Annotated in this window: 15 protein-coding genes and 3 pseudogenes; 8 read left to right on the top strand and 10 right to left on the bottom strand. The window is 62.8% G+C overall.

What is annotated here, in order from left to right:
* Window positions 1-120 precede the first annotated feature (120 nt).
* Window positions 121-597 carry a MarR family winged helix-turn-helix transcriptional regulator gene (locus K307_RS44530; protein ID WP_080745168.1) on the bottom strand — a complete coding sequence of 159 codons (477 nt, stop codon included), beginning with the start codon at window positions 595-597 and terminating at the stop codon, window positions 121-123.
* Window positions 598-1,642: 1,045 nt separating this feature from the next.
* Here K307_RS44530 and K307_RS22640 point away from each other — a divergent pair.
* From K307_RS22640 to K307_RS22665, 7 genes and pseudogenes are all read left to right on the top strand, one after another.
* Window positions 1,643-3,619, top strand: a complete 1,977-nt coding sequence (locus tag K307_RS22640; protein ID WP_042882972.1) for an FUSC family protein — start codon at window positions 1,643-1,645, stop codon at window positions 3,617-3,619.
* Entirely contained in the window at window positions 3,619-3,828 is a 210-nt protein-coding gene (locus K307_RS22645; RefSeq protein WP_042882973.1) for a DUF1656 domain-containing protein, read from the top strand. The genes K307_RS22640 and K307_RS22645 overlap by 1 nt, the downstream gene beginning before the upstream one ends.
* Window positions 3,825-4,802, top strand: coding sequence for an HlyD family secretion protein (locus K307_RS22650; RefSeq protein WP_042882974.1), 978 nt, complete (start codon window positions 3,825-3,827; stop codon window positions 4,800-4,802). The genes K307_RS22645 and K307_RS22650 overlap by 4 nt, the downstream gene beginning before the upstream one ends.
* Window positions 4,799-6,262 carry an efflux transporter outer membrane subunit gene (locus K307_RS22655; RefSeq protein WP_042882975.1) on the top strand — a complete coding sequence of 488 codons (1,464 nt, stop codon included), beginning with the start codon at window positions 4,799-4,801 and terminating at the stop codon, window positions 6,260-6,262. The genes K307_RS22650 and K307_RS22655 overlap by 4 nt, the downstream gene beginning before the upstream one ends.
* Window positions 6,263-6,336: 74 nt before the next feature.
* Window positions 6,337-6,516, top strand: a pseudogene (locus K307_RS46420) (hypothetical protein); the annotation flags it as partial.
* Window positions 6,508-6,934: pseudogene (locus K307_RS51135) on the top strand (DDE-type integrase/transposase/recombinase); the annotation flags it as partial. The pseudogenes K307_RS46420 and K307_RS51135, both read left to right, overlap by 9 nt.
* Window positions 6,935-7,443: 509 nt before the next feature.
* A complete protein-coding gene (locus K307_RS22665; RefSeq protein ID WP_042882978.1) occupies window positions 7,444-8,508 on the top strand; it encodes a porin in 1,065 nt (354 codons plus the stop codon).
* 341 nt (window positions 8,509-8,849) lie between these two features.
* Here the strand turns inward: K307_RS22665 and K307_RS47970 are convergent.
* Window positions 8,850-8,972: pseudogene (locus K307_RS47970) on the bottom strand (short-chain dehydrogenase); the annotation flags it as partial.
* 162 nt (window positions 8,973-9,134) lie between these two features.
* Window positions 9,135-10,355 carry a polyhydroxyalkanoate depolymerase gene (gene phaZ / locus K307_RS22675; RefSeq protein ID WP_230626007.1) on the bottom strand — a complete coding sequence of 407 codons (1,221 nt, stop codon included), beginning with the start codon at window positions 10,353-10,355 and terminating at the stop codon, window positions 9,135-9,137.
* Window positions 10,356-10,557: 202 nt separating this feature from the next.
* On the opposite strand from phaZ (K307_RS22675), the gene K307_RS22680 reads away from it, so the two are divergent.
* Complete coding sequence (locus K307_RS22680; protein WP_051975114.1) at window positions 10,558-12,381, top strand: alpha/beta fold hydrolase; 1,824 nt, start codon at window positions 10,558-10,560, stop codon at window positions 12,379-12,381.
* Between the two features lie 74 nt (window positions 12,382-12,455).
* On the opposite strand, the gene K307_RS49705 is transcribed toward K307_RS22680, so the two are convergent.
* The 7 genes from K307_RS49705 to K307_RS22715 form a co-directional block, all read right to left on the bottom strand.
* Window positions 12,456-12,713: a Na+/H+ antiporter NhaA gene (locus K307_RS49705; protein ID WP_329955923.1), complete on the bottom strand. Its 258-nt coding sequence runs from the start codon at window positions 12,711-12,713 to the stop codon at window positions 12,456-12,458.
* A 509-nt stretch (window positions 12,714-13,222) separates the two neighbouring features.
* Complete coding sequence (gene phaZ, locus K307_RS22690) at window positions 13,223-14,065, bottom strand: poly(3-hydroxyalkanoate) depolymerase (protein WP_042882984.1); 843 nt, start codon at window positions 14,063-14,065, stop codon at window positions 13,223-13,225.
* A 64-nt stretch (window positions 14,066-14,129) separates the two neighbouring features.
* Complete coding sequence (locus K307_RS22695; RefSeq protein WP_042882986.1) at window positions 14,130-14,552, bottom strand: phasin family protein; 423 nt, start codon at window positions 14,550-14,552, stop codon at window positions 14,130-14,132.
* Window positions 14,553-14,615: 63 nt separating this feature from the next.
* Window positions 14,616-16,220 (bottom strand): alpha/beta fold hydrolase, encoded by a 1,605-nt coding sequence (locus K307_RS22700; RefSeq protein WP_230626065.1) that lies wholly within the window; start codon window positions 16,218-16,220, stop codon window positions 14,616-14,618.
* Window positions 16,221-16,366: 146 nt separating this feature from the next.
* Window positions 16,367-16,831 carry a MaoC family dehydratase gene (locus tag K307_RS22705; RefSeq protein ID WP_042882988.1) on the bottom strand — a complete coding sequence of 155 codons (465 nt, stop codon included), beginning with the start codon at window positions 16,829-16,831 and terminating at the stop codon, window positions 16,367-16,369.
* A gap of 32 nt (window positions 16,832-16,863) precedes the next feature.
* On the bottom strand, window positions 16,864-18,492 hold the full coding sequence (locus K307_RS22710) for a fatty acid--CoA ligase (protein WP_230626011.1): 1,629 nt from the start codon (window positions 18,490-18,492) through the stop codon (window positions 16,864-16,866).
* Window positions 18,493-18,739: 247 nt separating this feature from the next.
* The gene (locus K307_RS22715; protein WP_230626013.1) at window positions 18,740-21,574 is read right to left on the bottom strand and encodes a LuxR C-terminal-related transcriptional regulator; all 2,835 of its coding nucleotides are present in this window, start codon (window positions 21,572-21,574) and stop codon (window positions 18,740-18,742) included.
* Window positions 21,575-21,635 lie beyond the last annotated feature (61 nt).

Genomic DNA, 21,635 nt, shown 5'->3' on the forward strand with positions numbered 1-21,635 from the left:
GGACCGTTCTGTTGAATTCAGGGACAAGCGACGCACGGTTAGGCAGGCAGGTGGTGATGGATGCCTTGGTCGCGTATTACCGTAGCGTCGTCCGCGCGGAAAAGCTGCATACTGAAAAGATCACGCAGCTGCATTAGGGAAGTTGTCGTCAATCCGAAGCGCGCTGGTGCACGAAGCCATCAAATCCGCGAGGATGTGGAGGAGTTGGGCTAGCTGGCGTTCAGTTGGTGAGTCGATGCTGGGCGCAATGGTATGTTCGATTGCGGCACAAAGCGTGGCGCCAGTCGGCGTGATCGAGAGCCTCACACTGCGCCGGTCCGTGCTCGGTCGCTCCGCCTTGACTAAGCCCCGCTGACACAGCGCATGCACGACCCGTGACATTGCACCGGTGTCGTGGCCGATGCGCTCCGCGACACCCGTAAGCGTGTCGCATTCGTGCCGACGCAAATAACAAAGCATAAGCCACTGAGACGCGGTGAGATCCGCATCGCGCAATGGCAGAGTCAGTCGGTTGTGCAGGGCGCGCTTAAGATGAGCGGTCGCTGCCAGCAGTTCGGGCAACGACGCCTGACGTGATGGCGAGGTACCCATACTCATTTGAACACGTTCTTGAAAGGGCTAGGGAGATCTCCCGGAAAGACCTCAACCGCAAGCAGACCTCCGTCGTACCCAGCAATCTTGCGGCGATCCATCCCAGGCCTGGAATGAGTTTCGCCACGGTGAGCAACGGAGGACCGTATCGCCCGAACCCGTTCCGCGTTGTCGAGTGACAGGGAGAAGCGAACCAGGCTGTTTGCGAGACGTTTGCCGTATGTGCTTTCCATCATGAACCACGGGGAGTCAGCAAGCATTGCGGCGCTAATCGCTGAGGCAAGGATAGCAACGTATGACGCTTGCCCTAGGGCGCAGATCGTACCGCCGAGTATCAGTAACGGTGCTGCGGGTATGGGCGCGCCGAGCCGGGTAATCAATACGACAAGGAGTACCGCACAGGCCATATGGGCTGACGGTTCCAATCCAGGTAAGTACCACACGACCGCGTTTCCTCGGATGCGGGACCACTTGCTACTTTATTGGACGGCGTTTGCTGACATGCCGTATCCGAGACGGATACTAACGATTCGTGCGCGTGCATGGAACTCTGAATCGTAGATAAATTGTCCGAGCCAACGGACAATGAGGGACGAAATGCGATTCCAAAAGGCCGGTGTCAACCCCCCGGGGAGTGCGGTTTGAGAACAATCTGGCGGCGGGAATTGTCTGGCCAACGGAACAGTGTGTCGGCCGGAAGAAGTTTTTCCCGTGCTCAGTCTCGGATAGACTGCGCCGTCATTACCAGTGTCCTGAGCCTTGTCCCACCCCTTCACTCGCCAAGCGGCGTCCATATTGGCGCTTGTGCTGTCCAAGGCATCAAAGTGTAGGACCCGCTGCGTGTCATTCCCACACAGCGCCTGCCGCCTATGCAACGAGTTTCCCTTGCTGAAGAGTCGAAGATCGATGCGTTGGTATCCGTTTCGTCGTAGAACGACCACTCGCGAGAGCCATTGCGGCAGGCCGCGGGAGGCTGGGGTGATCAAACAAGGTATATCGCACGCAGTGGCGGTGGCCGCCTTATTACCAGGGAATCGGGGTTGTGATTAACATGGGCAGTTGGCCATCCGCACGAGACTGGATTTTTTCCTTCAAGGCCTTCATCGCCGCGATGCTGGCGTTGTGGATTGCGATGTACCTTGGGTTGCCGCGCCCGTACTGGGCGATGGGCTCCGTTTACATCGTGGCGCATCCGCTCACCGGTGCCACGCGTTCGAAGGCTCTGTACCGCGTGCTTGGCACGCTGCTGGGCGCAGCGGCCGGCGTGGCGATGGTACCGCCGCTGGTCAATTCCCCGCCGTTGCTGATGGCGGCCCTGGCGATCTGGGTGGCCTGCCTGCTCTACGTAGCCTTGCTGCACCGTACGCCGCGCAGTTATGCGTTCATGCTGGCAGCCTATACCCTGCCGCTGGTGGCGTTGCCGTCTGTCGACAATCCCGTTGGCGTCTTCGACATGGCCGTGGCGCGTTCGGAAGAAATCTGTCTCGGCATTCTTTGCGCAAGCGTCGTGGGTGCGGTAATCATGCCGGCCAGCGTGGCCGAAGTGTTGCGCAACAAATCTCGCCAGTGGATGACTGATGCCGCGCTGTGGGCCAGCGACATGCTCTCGCCAAGCCCCAGTGCGCAGGTGACCCGTCATCACAGCAGACACCGCCTGGCCGCTGACATCCTGGCGTTGGACCAGTTGATTAGCCAGTTGAGCTACGACGCCGAGAGCGCCGCGCACGTGCGTGCCGCTCGTGAACTGCGCGGGCGGATGACGATGCTGCTGCCGGTGCTATCGTCGCTGGCGTCGATCGTCGAATCGATGCGGGTTGCCGGTGGCGTGCCGGCGCCGCTAGCCGTGCAGATGCGCGCGGTGAAGGACTGGATCCAGAGTGGCGCGGCCCAGGCGCCCCCCCTCGCTCACAGTCCGACGCTGCTGGAACCGGGCCGTGATGCTGCGCTCATCGCGGCCGCCGAAGACCGGCTGCACCAGTTGGCGGCGCTCTGGGATGACTGCATGACGCTGTGCTGTCGCCTGGGCGAGAAGCACCTCGCCAGCAAATGGGCCCCCAAGTTCCTGCGCTGGGAGGTGGGCCGCGCACGCCACTATGACCACGGCATGCTGCTGTTCTCAACCGTCACGGTGGCGCTTGCGATCTTCACTATGGGCATGTTGTGGATCCAGATGGGCTGGGCCGATGGGGCGGGCGCGGTGGCGCTCGGCGCGATCTCGTGCTGCTTCTTCGCGGCGCTCGATGAGCCCGCGCCAATGATCAAATCGTTCTTCAACTGGAACGTGGTTTGCCTGTTGATCTCGCTCGTGATGCTGTTCGCGGCGCTGCCGATCGCGCATGACTTCGAGATGCTCGTGCTGATGTTCGCGGTGCCATACCTGATCATCGGCCTACTCGTTGCCCAGCCGCGCCTGGCGATGATCGGCATGCCGCTGGCCGTGGTCACGGCCAACGATATCGGCATCCAGGGTGCCTACAGTGCCAACTTCCAGTCGTTCTTCAACAGCAACGTGGCCGGCATCGCGGGCATCGCGTTTGCGCTAGCCTGGACGCTCGTGGTGCGCCCCTTCGGTACGCGCGCCGCCACGCGCCGCCTTGTGCGTGCCGGCTGGGGCGATATCGCCGAAAACGCAATGGGCACGCGCGCCGGATCCCATACCCAATTGCGCGCCCGCATGCTGGACCGCCTCGCGCAGCTGGTGCCACGGCTGGCGGCAAGTGAAAGCGAGGTATCGAACGACGGCTTCAGCGAAGTGCGTGTGGAACTGACTACGCTGGCCCTGCAGCGGGAGATGTCGGGCATGCAGCCAGATGAGCAGCATGCGGTCAGGCGTGTGCTGCGCAGCATCTCCACCTACTACAACGCACGCCTTGACGGCACGCTGGACGCACCACCGCCGGCGTTGCGTAAGCGCCTGACCAATGCGCAGCAGAAGGTTCGCTCGCGCATCGCGCTGGCCGCGCTTGTCGAAATGCAGGTGGCCCTGTTTCCTCCGGCGCTGCCGGAATCCGTTTCCGGAGAAGCTTGATGCCTGGTGAAATCAGCATCTATGGCGTATTCATTCCCAGCCTGCTGGTCTGGATGCTCGCCGCCTTCATCATCACGAGCGCCGCGCGCGCGGTACTGGTGCGTGTGGGCTTCTACAGGCTCGTGTGGCACCGTTCCCTCTTCAATCTGGCACTTTATGCAATCGTCCTAGGTGGGGTGGTTGGCGTCGTGCTTTGGCTGCAGTCATGAAATTCAAACTTTCCTCTCTTGGGCCAGTCGTGCTGACACTGGCCGTCACTGCCGTGGGCGTGGTCATCGTCAAGCACGTTTGGGACTATTACACGGTGGCGCCGTGGACCCGCGATGGGCACATCCGTGCCGACGTGGTGCAGGTGGCACCAGATGTTTCGGGGCTCGTCACTCGCATCTCGGTCAAGGATAACGAGCATGTGAAGGCAGGCGACGTCCTGTTCGAGATTGATCGCGAACGCTATGCACTGGCGCTGCGCCAGGCGGAGGCCACTGCGGCGGCAGTACGTGCCAATCTTGCACAGGCACGACGTGAGGCCACGCGCAGCCAAACGCTCTCTGAAGTGGTGTCGAAGGAGATCGTCGAAGAAGGCCACGCCAAGGTGCAGCAGGGCGAAGCTCAGCTTGCGCAGGCAGAAGCCGCCGTTGACGTGGCAAGGCTGAACCTGGCACGCACGCGTGTACTAAGCCCGGTCGAAGGCTACGTCAATGACCGCCTGCCTCGGCTGGGCGACTATGTCGTGACTGGCAAGCCGGTGCTGTCAATGGTTGATTCGAAGTCCTTCCACGTAGAAGGCTATTTCGAGGAAACCAAGCTACAAGGCATCCATATCGGGAGCCCGGTCGATATCCGAATCATGGGCGAGAAGCGCGTGCTGCACGGCCATGTGCAGAGCATCGCGGCCGGCATTGAAGACCGGGACCGCACCAATGGTTCGAACCTGCTGCCAAATGTGAACCCGACGTTCAACTGGGTCCGTCTGGCCCAGCGCATTCCGGTGCGGATCCAGTTTGACCAGATGCCCGAGGCCGTGCGGCTTGTGGCAGGTCGTACTGCCACGGTGGCGGTGAAGGGCGACATCGACAAGGCGCACGACCGGCCAAGCGCAGCGGCAGAGGTTGGCAAGGATGTCTCGCATGATAAGGTCGCGCGGGCCGGTAAGGGGATGTCCATCACCGGAGCAGTGCAGTGAAACGCTTTTCCCGCGCCACGCTGGTGGCGATGTTGCCGCTGGCGCTGGCTGCCTGCATGACCGTCGGCCCCGATCACAACGTGCCCGACGACGCTGTCGCAAAATCTTCGGCTGCCAACGGCCCCTTCGCCGGCACGGACAATCCCGCGGTCTCGATCGGCGAAGTTCCAGATAACTGGTGGCGTCTGTACGACAATCCGCATATCGACGCGATGGTGAAACAGGCGCTGGTCGCCAACACCGACCTACGCGTGGCTGCGGCCAACCTGAAGCGTGCCATCGCCGTCTATCACGAGGTCGAAGCGGAAAACTTGCCGGAAGCCAAGTTCAAGGCCGGCGTGCAACGCGGGCAGATCGCCGGCGAGCCGCTGCTCCATGAAGAGAAGATTCCCGCGATGAACTTCGGCGACATCGGGTTCGAGGTCTCGTACCTGCTCGATTTCTGGGGCAAGCTTGCGCGTGCCGACGAAGCCGCGCTCGCCGCTGCGCAGGCCAGCCACGCGGCGTTGGACCAAGCCCGCGTGGGCGTCGTGGCGGAAACGGTCCGCGCTTATGTGCAGGGTTGCACGGCCACGCATGAATTGCACGTGGCTGAACACCAGCTTGAGCTGCAGGAGCGCGGCGTCCAGCTGGCGCAGAAGCTCGTGGATGCAGGCCGCGGCCAGCCCACCGACTTGCTTCGTGCGCAGGCACAGGCCGATACGCTGCGCTCGGCGCTGCCGCGATATCGCGCTGAGCGGGAAGCCGCCGCATACCGACTTGCCGTGATGCTCGGCAAGCCGCCTACGGCGCTCGATCTCAGTAGCGTGGCGTGCGAGCACGTGCCGACCTTGCGGCAACCGTTGCCGGTTGGCGACGGTGCCGCATTGCTCAAGCGCCGGCCCGATGTCCGCCAGGCTGAACGAGAACTGGCCACGGCGACGGCGAAGATCGGCGTGGCTACGGCCGACCTGTATCCGCAGATCCGTATCGGCGCTTCGGCAGGCTTCACCGGTATCCTCGACCACCTCGGGCAGGCGCCCACCGCCCACTGGGGTTGGGGACCGATGATATCGTGGACCATCCCGACCAACGGTACGCGCGCGCGCATCCACGGCATGGAGGCTGGCGCCGAAGGCGCGCTCGCGCACTTCGATGGGGTGGTGCTGAAGGCGTTGCGTGAAACGCAGAGTGCGCTGTCAGCCTACACGCATGAGCTCGAGCGCAATCAATCCCTGCATGCGGCGCGTGACAAGGCCAACGAGGCTGCCCGCCAGAACCGGCTGCTGTGGCAGGCGGGACGTTCGCCGTACCTGCAAAGCCTGGACGCGGATCGTACCCTGGCCAATACCGATGCCGCGCTGGCCGCATCAGATGCGCAGGTAGCGATGGACCAGATCAACCTGTTCCTCGCGCTCGGGGGCGGGTGGCAGGATGCGCCGGCTATTGCAAGCCATCCAGTCGGAGAGAAGGCACATTGACGTTTGCCTTGGTAGCTTTGCTGCGAAAGCACCGATATGCAAACGTTATCCTTCTCCGATGGTTTCTCCAGCGTCGGATCTCGCACGCGCTGTGGCGCGACGAGGACCACATCATCGTCAGGGGGCCGCATGCGGGCAGTATCCACTTTCACCTGTACCGCGACCGCGACGGGGGCGAGGTGCAGGTGGTCGGAAACGCCGTGCTGACCGAGAATGGGCATATGACGTTCTCGCCGGTGAATCCTCGCTGGCTGAAGCGCTTGCTGGCGGCTTGTCCTGAGGCGCCGCGCCCGATGATCGTCACGGCCCAGTTGCGCAGCTATCCTGCAGCGTAGGCCGGGCTCCGAGAACTCGCAGGCCTGAGACACAGTTCGTCGGAGTTAGCGTGCGAATCAACAACCGTGCCGAGAATAGCCATCACCCATCGCGCGAGTGAGAGCGGCGCATGCACGGTTTTCGTTTGTCCGAACGCAGGCAGGCTTCCTGTCGTGCTTCGGCCTGATCCGGCAGCATTCCGCCATCAAGCGGCATCGGCTGCGCGCCTTTGTCTACCGCAATTACCTGGCCGCATGCTGCCGCATGGCACCGTCCTCGGACTCACCAAAAATCCCTCTACCGCGTTCTGAGCCTGCACGGGCTCAGGCTCCTGCTGAATCCGCTCACGCTAGGTGACAGTGCCAGAACGTTTTCTCGTTCGACCAGCTTGCGCAAATAGCGAGGGATTGTGGTTGTAGATGCGGCATCAAAATGTTCATTCCGGCCGCTCTCCTTCATGCGAGGGGTGCAAGGTAACGTCCTGCCTCGCGCTTACATTCCTCGCAGCGCCCCTTCATGTGGGGGAATTCGAGGTGACCACAGGAGGGAGTTTGCCCGAGCATCGGGGTGGAGAGGGGCGTGGTTGGGGCAGACCGACACGAATTCGTCAAAAATCTGTCACTCGAGTCAGAGAAGTATCGGCATGCCCCTCCGATGGGAGTTTAGCCAATAAACATGCCGCCAGCCGTGTGCGCATTGTTCGTAATTCTGAAATTATTGTACCTGATGCGGCATAATTGTTTACTCATTCCTGTCACATTCCTGTCGCACTATCTGGCGGCCGCGTCGGTGGATGGTTTCGGCTCGCGTGCAAGCCGTGACGCCACCGCCAGGACTCTTTGCTCAAAAATAAACTGGAATTGACAGTGAAAAAAGCTCTCGTAGTGGCAGCCGCAGCTTGCGCCATGTCCGGCTCTGCCTTTGCCCAATCCTCGTCCAACGTGACGCTCTATGGCATCGCTGATGCCGGCATCAGTTTCCAAAACCACGTCAATGGTGGCGCTAACGGTAGTGGCTCGGTCGTTGGCGTGACTTCCGGCGGCCTCTCAGGTTCGCGCTGGGGGCTGCGCGGGGTCGAGGACCTCGGCAGCAACCTGAATGGCATCTTCGTGCTGGAAAGTGGCTTCGATATCGATAGCGGTAAATCCGCGCAGGGGGGCAGACTGTTCGGTCGCCAGGCCTATGTTGGCCTGCAGGGCAATTTCGGTGCCGTCACCCTCGGCCGACAGCAAAATTCGCTGTATGACCTGTTCGGGGCCTATGACCCCATGGCGGCGGGCCCAATGTACTCGCTGAATTCGGTCGACAATCAATTTAACGGTCGTGCCGACAACGCTATCAAGTACACTGGCAAGTTCGGCGGCTTGACGGCAACCGGCTTCTACAGCTTCGGCCGTGACGTCAACGCTGGCCTCGGCGGCGAAGTGCCAGGCCACTTCAAGGTCGGCACCAACTTTGGCGGTGGTTTGGCCTACGCGAACGGACCGTTCTCGGTGGGCGTCGCCTACGACCAGTTCCAGGGCAGCACCCTTGCTTCTGCGGACCTCGCCGCGAAGCGTGCTGCGATTGGTACGTCGTATGCCTTCGGTGCTGCCAAGGTGTTTGGCGGCTACCGCTGGATGCGTGACGAAGTTACGACTGGTACGGCCCGTCACGACAACCTGTACTGGCTTGGCGCGAACTACAAGTTCACTCCCGCCTTTACCCTGACCGGTGCGGCTTACTACACCGACGCCCGCACCGACAGCAAGGATTCGTGGATGTTCGTGCTGAACGCCGACTACGCTTTGTCCAAGCGCACCGACGCGTACCTGCTGCTCGGCTACGTGAACAACAAGGGCAATGCGACCTTTGGTGTGACCAGTACGCCCAATACGATGCCAGGCCAAAACCAGACCGGCGCAATGCTTGGCTTGCGTCATCGCTTCTAATTTCCCACGCGCAGGACGAGGCGCGCTCCCTGGGCGCGCCAGCGACAACTTCATATCGACCTTGGCTTTCACTGTTAAGGACGTTTGGCCGGCAGAAATGCTGGCCATTTTTTTCGTGCGCCGTGCATGGCGCGTTGCGCGAAGGCGCAACTGGTTTGACTGTGTGGCCAGGCTGGTGACTTGGAAATGCAAGTCCTCTACACACCCGGCAAGGGGAAGTGTTAGCTAACGGCAAGAGTGTCGCGGGGGGCCGCGCCCGACGCGAGCACGGACTCCAGCGCGAAAGGGTCCTTCACGGCCTGCTCGGCTGTGATCACGCCCAAGCGTGGCGCTGCGGGTGACTGCTGCATCGCCGCCTTGGTGATCGGGTACAGCCAGCGGCCCGATTGCGCCACGCCCGCGGAGATCGAGGCGAAGCTGACGACCGTTCCGCCGCGCTTTTTCATCTCCGGCACGCACGCCTTCAGCCGCTGAAAGGAGAACCATCGGTTGGGAGTACAACTACGGTCATCACACGCTCCTGTTCATCACGGAACAACCTGCGTGAAAATCGTGCTCGCAGTGAGGGATGCATTGCGCCCGGGCCAGGGCTGATTTGGTGTGTCTGCGGGGCTGCATGAGCGGCTCTAGCCAACCAGCCAGTCGTGGACGGCCGGATAGACAGCCGTCCGCCAGTTGGGTCCGCCAAATAGTCCGTAGTGATCGCAGCCTGCGATGGTGATCCGGTGCCGGCGCTCTGCCGGCACGCCCACGCATAAACCCTGGGCGGCGTGGGTCTGGCCTGCTCCGGAAATCGTGTCGCGGCTTCCCTCAATGGTCAGCAAGCGGGTCTCGCGCAACTGATCTGGGCGTACCAGACTCCCCGCCACGCGCCAAATGCCTTTGGGCAGGAGCGTTTGCTGGAACACCACACGGAGGGTATCCAGGATGAACTCCGCCGGCATGTCCAGGAGAGCGCCATAGTGTGCGATCGATCGTTCGGCCTCGCGCGCCGTCTGCGCGTCGCCGGCCCCCTGGCTCTGGATGTAATCGAAGAAGAGGGAGAACTGCCGCTCCGGCTGCCCCAGTATCAGTGAGGGGTACTGCAGGAAACCTGCGTAGACTCGCCGACCCGCACCCGGGTACCCCGAGGGCACGATGTGCGTTCCCAGTGCGTCGAGCCAGCTAGGAGGCAGGCTTTCAGCCATGCGAGTCAGCGGAGTCCGATTACAACGTGGATCAATGGGCCCGCCTAGCAATACCAATGAGCGCGGCTCAGGATAGCCTGCGCCAGCCAGGCGTGCCGCCGCGGCAAGGGCGGGCACAGTAGCCTGGCAGATGGCCAACACGTCCAGCTTCGCAGGCTTCAGTCCCACCATGAAGTGCTGCAATGTCAGCACAACGTCGTCGAGGTGGAAATCCCCCGCTGCTCGGGGAATGTCCCTGGCATCCACCCAGTCGGAGACATAGACGTCCGCATGCGGCAGTAACGATTGCACCACTTCTCTCATCTGCACGGCATGATGGCCCGCCAGCGGCGCGCATAACAGGATGCGTCGTGCCCTCTTGCCAGATCTGCCGCGCTTACACGAGAAGCTGCGCAATCGGCAAAACTCGGACTCCATGACCACGGACTCGCTCACCGGCATCCTACGGTCGTCGAATTCGACCTGCTCGATGTCAAAGGCTGGCGTACCAAATGCCTTGATGGCCTGCTGGAAGAGCCGATCGCACTGCGCAAATTGCTGCGATCTCGAGGCCTCCGCAAGCTGCAATATGCAGCAGGAAGCCGTCGAGCAAATCCATTCGCTCCATAAGGCGAGCGGGTTGAACAGGGCCTGCGGTGGGCGCTGCCTGCCTATGTCCATGGATTCCCTCCGTCAAGCAAGGCACGTGTGCTGACCGACCATTTATGACTAGGTTAGCTTACGTACCCCACCCCGCATCGTCCTGGACCTCCGGCAAGCTAGCGAGACTATTTGGGAAACAGTCCTTTCCTGACACCATCTGGTGTGCCTAAGCTGCACTGATACCCTGATTGGGAGGCGCTACGTGAAGAATCCACAGCCAGTGACGAGAACGGGCCGGGGACCCAGCGGCCCGCATGGACCTGGTTCGAGGGCGGCGACCCCGACCTCGCTTGTCCCGCATCATGACGAGCCGGGTGGGGTCGAGCTGTTTCGCGCCGTCGACCGCACTGCTGCCGCCATGGCAGCAAACGCGACGGGTGGAATTTCACCGACTGCGTTGTGGCTTGCCTATTCCGACTGGCTGGTCCATCTTGCCCGTTCTCCTGGAAAGCAAGCCGAACTTGTCATCAAGGCGTGGTTAAAGTCAGGCCGGCTGGCAGCACATGCCGTCCGCAGGGTGGTAACTGGTGATGAGGTGCCCAACTGCATCGAGCCGCTGCCGGGCGACGCGCGGTTTCGTGCCGACGCCTGGCATGAACCGCCATTCTTGCTCTGGTATCAGGCATTTCTCCTTACGCAGCAATGGTGGCACAACGCTACTCACGAAGTGCCCGGGGTCTCACCGCACCACGAGAATGTCGTCTCGTTCTCGACGCGACAGGTCCTGGATGTCTTTTCGCCGTCGAATTCCATCTTTACCAATCCGGAAGTGATTAATCGGGCCCTGCAGAGCGGGGGACGGAGCTTCGTCGACGGATTCCTGCGTTTCCTTGATGACCTCAGCCGGAATCTGAACGGCGAGCCGCCGGCCGGCACCGACATATTTCGGGTCGGCAAAGATGTCGCGATCACGCCGGGCAAGGTCGTCTACCGGAATCACCTCATCGAACTCGTCCAGTACGCGCCGTCGACCGACACTGTCCATCCGGAGCCACTGCTGATTGTCCCGGCCTGGATCATGAAGTTCTACATCCTCGATCTGTCGCCGGAAAACTCACTCATCCGCTACCTGGTCGGCCAGGGATTCACGGTCTTCTGCATCTCCTGGCGCAACGTCACGGCCGCCGATCGCAATGTGGGGTTGGACGACTATCGCCGGCTGGGGGTGATGGCTGCTCTAGGCGCCATCGGCACCATCGTGCCGGACAGCAAGATCCAGGGAATCGGCTACTGCCTCGGGGGCACGCTGCTGTCGATTGCCGCCGCTGCCATGGCGCACGTGGCGGACGAGCGGCTCGCATCCATGACGCTGCTCGCTGCCCAGACAGACTTCAGCGAGCCGGGAGAACTCGAGCTTTTCATCGATCACAGCCAGGTCGAGTCACTGGAGGGCCTGATGTGGCAACGGGGATACCTCCCGGCCTTCCATATGGCGGGGGCCTTCCAGCTACTACGCTCGAACGATCTCATCTGGTCCCGCATGCTTCGCCATTACCTAATGGGTGAGCCGCCCGCAATGAACGACCTCATTGCCTGGAACGCGGACGCGACCCGCCTCCCCTACCGCATGCATTCGGAGTATTTGAGGTCGCTCTTCCTGAACAGCGACCTTGCCGCCGGCAGGTACGTGGTGGACGAACATCCGGTTGCGATCCAGAACATCCGGGCACCGATCTTCGCCGTCGGCACGGAATGGGATCACATCGCGCCATGGCCGTCTGTCTACAAGATTCACTATCTGAGCGACACCGACGTAACGTTTGTGCTGACCAGCGGCGGTCACAATGCCGGCATCGTCAGCGAGCCCGGGCACCCGGGACGGCACTACTGGTTCGCCCACAAGAAGGCGGAAGACCCGTGCCTTCACGCGGACCGGTGGAGCGAGCGTGCTGAATTCCGCGAAGGCTCCTGGTGGCCAGCATGGGTCGAATGGCTGGAGGCCCGGTCGTCGCGCGAGCGCGTCCCGCCACCGGCAATGGGTGCGCCTGGCCGTGGCTTACCGATTCTGGCCGACGCGCCTGGGACGTATGTCTATCAACGTTGACAGTGCATTACGGATTTAGCGCAAACGAAACGGCCCTCCGCGCGTTGCCTAAAACGAGGGCAGAAAGACGCCAATTAGCACGTTCCGTGCTCCATCGCTCGCGAGGTCGACGTCGCGAGGTCGACGCCATCGAGGCTCACGCCGGCATTCGCCAAGGCGAATAACGGCATGTCAGTAAAAGCCACCCAAGGATGAAGCGCCATCTGCACGCGAGTTACCGGCGGCAGTAGATCCCTCTGCGCCTGGCGGAGTCGCCGCAGCGGCCGCGCCAGATCTTCTGGTTCGGGGGCTGGGGTAGCGGCGCGCTCGCGCAGCCCCTTCTTGTTGAGCATGTCGAGGAACACCGTGCCGACCTGGGCGCCGACGGTCTCGCCCTTTAGCACATAACCTTGCTGCGCTTTAGGTGAGACGGAAACTTTCAAGAATAATATGGAGACAGATGTGCTAAGCGCGCACGAGCTTGCTACATTGATGCTCGTTAAGGACGGCAATCTTTCCCATGTCCTGGATCGAGTCGAACTGGACGTTTTGCATAAGCAGCAGCTGATAACCGTCAAACGACGACGGAACGGATATATAGACGCCAGTTTAACTTCGCGCGGCGACGCGATTCTTCACGCGATCTCCCAAGTTCATAGTTGAGTTGTGTTGCTTGCCTGAAAAGGCCGTGTGTGCTTGACTGCCAGCGATGCGGCTGTCGCTGTGGATGCCGGCGTAGCTGACGCAGCCCCCCGGCACGAGCGCCGTGGGGTTCGCATGCGGGCCAGCCGCTCCTGCTCCCGCAGTTCAGGCGCACTGGCCGCCGCCGTTCGCCTGGTTTCCCTGGCGCCTGTCAGATAGCTCAACACGATGCCTGTCGAAGGAATTTCCGGATGACGGGTGCCACATCGCCTGCGCGTGCAACAAGGAACAGATGGCCGTCATCGATCACGTGAAGCTTTGCCTTTGGAATGCGCGCGGCCAGAATCCTGGCGTTAGCGAGCGGCACGATGGGGTCGTCGTTGCCGTGCATGACCAGCGTGCACTGGCGTAGTGTACCGAGCCAGGGCAGGCTGCTCCACCCCCATGCGGCCAGCAACTGATAGACGTAGCCGCGCCCCCGCGGTGGCTGGATATGCCTGGCGTGCTCCGTCAGCAAATGGGCATTCGTGCGGTAGGCGCCTCCGTAGATCTCCGCTCCGATCTTCTGCAGGTAGGCCGGGTCCGTATAGCGGCGCGGCATGACCAGCTTCGACAGGACCGAGAGCTTGCCCGGCACCATGATCACGCCGGGCGATGTCGCGGCCAGGATCAGCCGGCGGCATCGCGTCGGATACAGGTGCGCAAACTGCTGTGCGAGCGCACCGCCCCACGATACGCCGAGAACATCCACCGGCCCGTGATGGCCGAGCCGCGTGAGCAGCTTGTCGGCCATCACGGCCAGGTTCGAGAAGCGATAGGGCACCAGCGGCACCGGCGAGCCGCCGACGCCCGGCACATCGAAAATAATGACGCCGACGTCTCCAAGGGCCTCGGCGAAAGGCTTGACCAGCTCTAGATTGGCGCCGATGCCATTGAAGACCATCAACGGCGGCGATGCGTCGCTGCCGGGGCGGATGCCCACACGCAGCGCCTGGCCATCCAAGTCGATGGTCTGGATCTGCAAGGCGCTGTCCGCCTCGAGGCTGATATTTGGTTCACGCATTCAGGTGGCTTTCCGTGTGGGCACCGCGTTCTGGAGGGCCGGCGTTTGCCGTGCCGGCGCCGGGTCACTTGCCAGGTTGCAGGCGCGCCTTGAGTTCCTCCACGTTCTCAGCCGCGCGCTTGCTGATCACCGCGAAGCAGTCCGCCTGGGTCTTGTAGGCAGTATCGGCCAGATCCTGCATGTTCGTCACCGCCTTGCGGAAGCCCTGCTGAAGCAGCTCGCTGCTGCTCTCTGATGCCTTCGCACCCGGAGTCGTGCGTTGCGCGATCAGCGATTGCACGTCTGCCATGGCCGCGCGCAGGATGTCGGCCTGCTTCTGGGCGAGCGACTGGACGCCGGATAGTGCGGTGCCGTTGGCAGCCAACAGCGCTTCGATGTCCTTGCGGCGAGATTCCATGATCGCACCGACGTCGAAGCCCGGCAACTTGAACTGCTTGATCATGTTGGTGTACTCGGTGAACAGGTTGTTCGGCTTGGTGGATTCCATGATGAAGATCTCCGGATAGTGCGGGTTGTGAAAACGGGAGTCATGCAGGCCAGCCTGGCTGCATCACTCGGCAAAATAAGTCCCCGGTGAGGCGGCAAGGGGCGGGTGGCGCTTATTGCCGGCCTTTGCCGGCGCCGGGCGCAGCTCGCCGGAACGATCGGCCAGCCACTGGCGCCAGTCGTCCCACCAGGAGTCCGCTTCGGGCCTGGCGCTCAGGAGCCAGTCGTCGGGGTTCTCCGGCAGTTCCGGGTTGAGGAAGTACTTAGCCTTCGGGTTGCCCGGCGGGTTGATCAGGCTCTGGATGTGGCCGCTCGAACTCAGCACGAAGCGGGTATTGCCGCCAAAGGTCCGGGCAGTGTTGTAGACACCCTTCCACGGCGTGATGTGATCCGTGATGCCGGCCACCACGTACTTGTCGCACGAGACCTCGGACAGGTCGATCGGCGTGCCGAGCACGGTCAGCGCACGCGGCTTGGCGAACAGGTTGCCGGCAAAGATGTCGAGCAACTGGCCATGGAACTTCGCCGGCAGGCGCGTGGTGTCGTTGTTCCAGTACAGGATGTCGAAGACCGGCGGCGCGTTGCCCAGCAGGTAGTTGTTGACCCAGTAGTTCCACACCAGGTCATTGGGCCGCATCCAGGCGAACACGCGCCCCATGTCCTCGCCCTCCAGCACGCCCTTCAGGATGCTGGCCTGCTTGGCCGCCGAGATGCTCTCCGGCGTGGCGAAGAGACCAATCTGCGAATCGGCGGTACTGTCGAGCACGGCCACCATCAGCGTGGATGCGTGGACGAGCTTCTCCTTGCGGGCTTCCAGATGGCCGAGCAACGCCGCCATCGTCATCGCACCGGAGCAGGCGCCGTGCAGGTTCACATCATCGCTGCCTGTGATGTCGCGGATCGCGGCGATGGCTTCGACCAGCGCGCTGACATAAGTGTCGAGATCCCAGTCGCGATGCTCGATCGCCGGATTGCGCCAGCTCACGACAAACACCTGGAACTGGTTCCGGAGCATGGAGTCGACGATGCTCTTGCCTTCGGACAAGTCGAAGATATAGAACTTGTTGATCTGCGGCGGCACGATCAGTTGCGGGCGCGCATACACATTGGGCGTGGCCGGCGTGTACTGGATCAGTTCGAGTACCTCGTTGCGGAACACCACCGCCCCGGGCGAGGTGCCGAGGTTCCTGCCGACCTCGAACGCGCTCTTGTCCACCTGAGACGGCATGCCCTGGTTCGTCAATGCATCGGTGAAGATATTGCGCAGCCCGGAAATCAGGCTGGCGCCACCCGACTCGATGATCTTCCTCAGCGCAGCCGGGTTGCCGAGCAGCGTGTTGGTCGGCGACAGCGCATCGGTCATCAGCGACATCACGAACTGTGCGCGCTCCTTGCTTTTTTCGTCCAGTGCGGAGCGCTCGATGAAACCGGACAGCGCATTGCACCAGGCCAGGTAGCCTTGCATCGACATGCGGTACAGCGGATTGTCCTGCCAGGCCGGGTCCGAGAAGCGCCGGTCGCCCTTCTGCGGCGCCGTCGTCGATTTGCCGGCCAGCACCGATCCCAGCTCGCGCGCCAGGGCGGCTTCCTGCTCCAGCAGCTGCACGGGGTGGCGCACGGCCTGCACGCCAATCTGCTGCGCAGTTGCCACGATGTCGCGCGGGCGCATGCCCACAAACGGGTTGGGCCCGCGCAAGCGTGGCTTGTCCTGGGTCGCACTTGCGTCTGCTGCACTGCCGCTCTCGTGCTTTTCGATCACTGCCGTCATTGCTGTCTCCTCATACCTCGTGTCTTGCCCTGGCACCAGCCTGTGTGTCATGCCACCAGCAGCGCCAATGTCTCTGCGAGCAGCGCCGGCTTGCTCTCGCCGTCGATCTGCAGCTCGTTCGCCAGCTTCACCATGTAGCGGCCGTTGCCCTTGTCCGCGACGGACATCAGGGCCACGCGGCTGCGCAACCGCGAGCCGGCTTTCACCGGCGCCATGAAGCGCACCTTGTCCAGCCCGTAGTTCAGTCCGGATGAGGCGTCCTTGGGAATGAGCCCGATTTCGATGGCCAGCGATGCCAGCAGCGACAGCGTCAGGTAGCCGTGCGCGATGGTTCCGCCGAACGGGCTTTCGCGTTTTGCGCGCTCAACGTCAACGTGGATCCATTGCCTGTCGCCGGTGCATTTCGCGAAGGCGTCGATGCGTGCCTGGTCGACCAGGACCCAGTCCGAAACGCCCAGTTCCCGGCCGACAAATTTGCCCAGCGTGGCCATGCTGTACCCAGGGATGCTCATGATGGTGTTTCCTTGAAACCGGTCGGGAAGGCTCAGGCGAACTGCTCGCGCATCAGCTTCTTGTTCAGCTTGCCGATGCTGGTCTTCTCCAGTGCGGGGATGATCCTGACAACCTGCGGCACGGCATATTTGGAGATACGGCCTGACTCGCTGTAGGTGAGCACGTGCCGCTTGATGTCATCCTCGCTGGCGGGCGCAGCAGCGTCCGCCTTGAGCACGACCAGCGCGGCGGGCCGCTCGCCCCACTTCTCGTCCTTGATGCCGATGACTGCTACCTCGGCTACTGCGGGGTGCGTGGAAATCAGGCTCTCGATCTCGAGCGACGAGACCCATTCGCCGCCGGACTTGATCACGTCCTTGATGCGGTCCGTGATCTGGACGTAGCCGTGGGCATCGATGTTGGCGATGTCCTGCGTATGCAGGTAGCCGCCTTCCCAGAGCTGTTCGGATGCCTGCGCATTGTTCAGGTAGCCCTGGGTCAGCCACGGCGCCCGCACCACAATCTCGCCGCAGGCCTTGCCGTCGTGCGGCAGGTCTTGCATGTTCGAGTCCACAATGCGCAGGTCCACCAGCGGCACCGGCACGCCGGTCTTGCAGCGCAGGCGAACCTCGTCGTCGGTGTCGCGCGGGCTGGCATCGGGTGCGAGCTGCGCCAGGGTCAGCAGCGGGCCCGTCTCCGACATGCCGTAGCCGCTGAACACATCGATGCCGCGCTCGAGTGCGGCGCGTGCCAGGCCATGGGGCAGGGCGCCGCCGCCGATCACCATCTTCCAGCGGCTCAGGTCGACGGACTTTCCTTCGGCGCAGCCCAGCAGCATATGCAGGATGGTGCCGACGCAATGCGAGAAGGTGACACCTTCATCGCGCACCAGCCGCATGATCTGGTCCGGCGCATAGCGGCCGGGGTAGACCTGCTTCACGCCAAGCACCGTCGCCACGTACGGCATGCCCCACGCGTGCACATGGAACATCGGCGTGAGCGGCATATACACATCGCCACGGTGGAAGCGCTGACCGGATTCCGGGCTGGCCAGCGCGGCCATCAGCGTGATGGTGTGCAGCACTAGCTGGCGATGCGAGAAATAGACGCCCTTCGGCAGCCCGGTGGTGCCGGTCGTGTAGAACGTCGTTGCCCGGGTGTTCTCGTCGAAGTCGGGGAAGTCGTACTCGATCGGGCTTGCGGCGAGCAGCGTCTCGTAGTCGGTAGATAAAGGGATCGAATGCTGGGGGGCATTGCCGCCCTCATCGTCGATGCTGACGAAGATCCGGACGGTTTCGAGCTTGTCCCGGATCGACTCTACCACTGGCAGGAAGTCCGTGTGCACGAACAGTACTTCCGCGCCGGCATGATTGATCGTGTAAAGGATCTCCTCCGGCGAGAGGCGCACGTTCACGGTCTGCAGCACGGCACCCATCATCGGCACCGCGAAATAGCACTCGAGGTAGCGGTGGCTATCCCAGTCCATTACGGCCACGGTCGTACCGTGTGCTGTTCCGAGCCGGCTCAGGCCGTTGGCCAGCCGCCCGATGCGCTCGCGCAGGGTGGCGTAGGTCTGGCGGTGCTTGCCGCGGTAGACGATCTCCTGATCGGCTGCGTGGGCAAGCGGCGTATTCAGCAACTGCTTGATCAGCAGCGGATACGCATATGCCGAGGGAGTCATTCCCATCACCTGGTCCTGCATTCTGTTCTCCTGAAATACGGAATCAGTGGCGCGCAAAGAACACTCGAACCATCACACTGTTGTGGTGCGGCGGCGTTTTGTGCTTGGGGCTATCGTCGGTGCTGGGCAAAAGCGCAACCATCCCCCGAAAAGGGGATCGTCGATGGGGGAGGGAAAAAGGCGCGGACGGAAGCCGCGAACCGGACGACCGGTGTGAGTGCGGAGTCAGGACCGCATCAGGGACGCATCAGTGGGGACGAACGAGGCCCAGGGAATGCGCGCGTGCGACCGCGTGGGCGCGCTTGTCGACAGACAGCTTGATGAAGATGCTCTTGACGTGTGACTTGACCGTCTCAGGCGCAATGCCAAGGGTGCGGGCGATTTCCTTGTTCGATTGCCCTTCGGCAATTAGGCCGAGAATATTGCGTTCGCGGCCGCTCAGCGATTCGCGTGCCGCCCCGGCGCCCGCGCTGTCCTCGGGTTGATAGCGCGCCCGCCATCCTTCCAGAAGGCGCTCGACGTAGGCGAGCAATGCCTTGTTCTGCGCTGTGGAAGGCGTGTCCTCCCGAACCGCGCGCAGCAGCGCACCCGTCTCCAGGCCCTGGTCGAGAATTGTCCGGAACACGCCTGCGGCGGCAGCGGCTTCCAGGATTTCGCGGAACACGCCCACGGCCTTCTCGCGTTCATCGGCACGCAGGAAAGCAATGGCGAGCGTGCAGCGCAGGCGCAGCGCCAAGTAGTCGCGATGCGTGCGCCCGGCGCTCTCCAGCAGTGTGTTTAGCAATGCCGCGGCATCTTGCATGCGGTTTTGGGCCATCGCCAGGTAGGCACGGCCCAGCGCGCGATAGTTTTCGATCTGTCTCGAGTTGGAGCACTGGGGGTCGTTCGAAGGCTGCGCAAGCTGGTCGAGCCGCGCGACACACGCAGCGGCTTCGCTGACGCTGCCTTCTGCAAGCAGGAGCCGGATGCGTTCGATCAGGGAGGCGGCAATCAGCCGGTTCCATCCGCGTGCGTAGCCAAGGGATTGCGCCTGGTCGAGTAGGGCGTAGGCCTTGTCGGTGCCGGCACGGGCCACGGCGATGCGCGCAAGCACCAGGTGGGCGACCAGTACGCTGTCGAGCATGACCGCGGCATTGATGATCGGCAATCGGTCGGCGATCAGCGCTTCTGCCTCGTCGAGCCGGTCCTGTTCGTAGCGGATCTGCGCAATCAGGGGCGCGCACACCGCGGCGGAGGGGGACTGAGGTCCGACATGATGCTCCGCCAGGCGCATGGATTTCATGAAATGCCGCTCGGCCTGCGCGAAATGCATCTGCTGCAGCTCGGCCAGTCCGAGCAGGCAGAAGTAATAAACGGACGAGAACACATTGCGCTGGTCATCCTCGTCCGAATAGGGAATCCAGGGTGTCGCGTAGAAGCTTTCGAGATCGCCGGCCTTCCAATGGGCAAAGCGGACGACGTTCGACACCACGTTGGTGGTCCAGGCGTGGCTGGCAGGCCGTTCGAGGCAGGCCTGGGCGATGGCCAGCGCACGCGGGGGATCGTCCTGCAGCGCGGCGGCGACAGCGCGTACCGCCTGGCATTCGCAGCGGAGGCTTTCCCGCTCGGGGAGCGTTCCCGCCGTCATGTCGTCCTCGATCGACGCCAGCATTGCCGCGGCTTCGTCGAACCGCATGGCCAGGGCCATGCCCCAGGCTATCGCCAGCCGGACCTCATCCTGGCCTCGCATCAGGCCGGCAGGAAACTGGCGTTGCCAGCCGATCAGGGTGAGCAGGTCGCCCTTCCTCACCAGTGCCATGGCGCAGTTGCCGATCAGCCTGATGGCTTCGTCGCTGTCGTTCGCGGCGATCGCATGTCGTACGGCGTCGGTCCAGAGACAGCGCGCCGCATACCATCGACAGGCGCGCAGGTGCAGGGCCGCAACCTCGTCCTGCGCGCCGGATTCGAGCCGTTGGCGCAGATACTCCCGCAGGAGGTGGTGGTAGCGATACCAGTGGCCGTGCGCGTCCATCGGTTCCAGCAACAACTGCCGCGTCGCAAGGTATTCGAGCATGGACTGACTGGCGTCGAGTCCGGTTACCGCCTGGCACAGCGATGCGGTCAGGCCATCGAGAATGGACGTGTCGAGCATGAACCGGACCGTCTCGTCGGGCAGCCGCCAGAGCATGTCTTCGATGTAGGCAGCAATCGGGCGCGCCGTGCCGGACGGCACGACGATCTCCCAGCCGCTGCCGCCGGGTTTTTCCCGCAGAAGCGTCGATGCGGAGATGCGCAGCGCGGCTGCCCAGCCTTCCGTGGTTGCGTGCAGGTTGCTGATGTCGGGCTCCGGGAGTTTGCCGGCGCATTCGTGCTCCAGAAAACGCTGCGTTTCGTCGAGGCTGAACCGTAGCATCGATGCTTCGATCTCCAGCAGTTCGTTCTGCGCCCTGAGGCGCGCAAGTGGCAGGGGCGGGTCCGAGCGCGTGCTGATGATCAAGTGGAAATTCGACGGCGCATGCGAAAGCATGAACGCCACCGCGTCGTGAATCGCCGGGAGGTCGATCAGGTGATAGTCGTCCAGGAACAGGCAAACCTCATCCTCGACCTCAGTGAGCTCGTTGATAAGGGTCGCGATAACGGTTTGCGCCGGAATGAGCGAGGTTTCCGCCGTCAGGCCGATGGCTGATGCGCCGACGCCGCTGCACGCCTGCCGCAGCGCCTTCGCCAGATGATGGAGGAAGCGGGCCGGTTCATCGTCGCCGCCATCCAGCGACAGCCAGGCAGTGCGGGTGCCGCCCGCATGCAATCGCGTGAGCCACGCGGTCGCCAGCGAGGTCTTGCCGAACCCGGCCGGCGCCTTGATCACGGTGAGGCGCCTGGCCGTGGCCGCGTCCATCAGATCGAGCAGGCGTGGCCGATCGATCAGTCCTGCCGGCAGGCGCGGCGGAATCAGCTTCGTGGCAAGCAGGAGGGGTAGCTTCTCAGTGGCCATCCGTTCCCCGGTCAGGCGCTGGAACTGCTCACGATAGCGGGCGGGGGCAAGCGCGGCAGCAATGAGCCGAGCTGCCGACGCAGGGCCCCGCCGGGAAAATGATACGCCCAACAAACTCGGAAATGGGGCCTCCGGTCCCTGTACTTTGCGCTGCAGTGCACAAGTCAGGCAC

The sequence above is a fragment of the Cupriavidus necator A5-1 genome (assembly GCF_000744095.1).
Lineage (GTDB): Bacteria > Pseudomonadota > Gammaproteobacteria > Burkholderiales > Burkholderiaceae > Cupriavidus > Cupriavidus necator_A.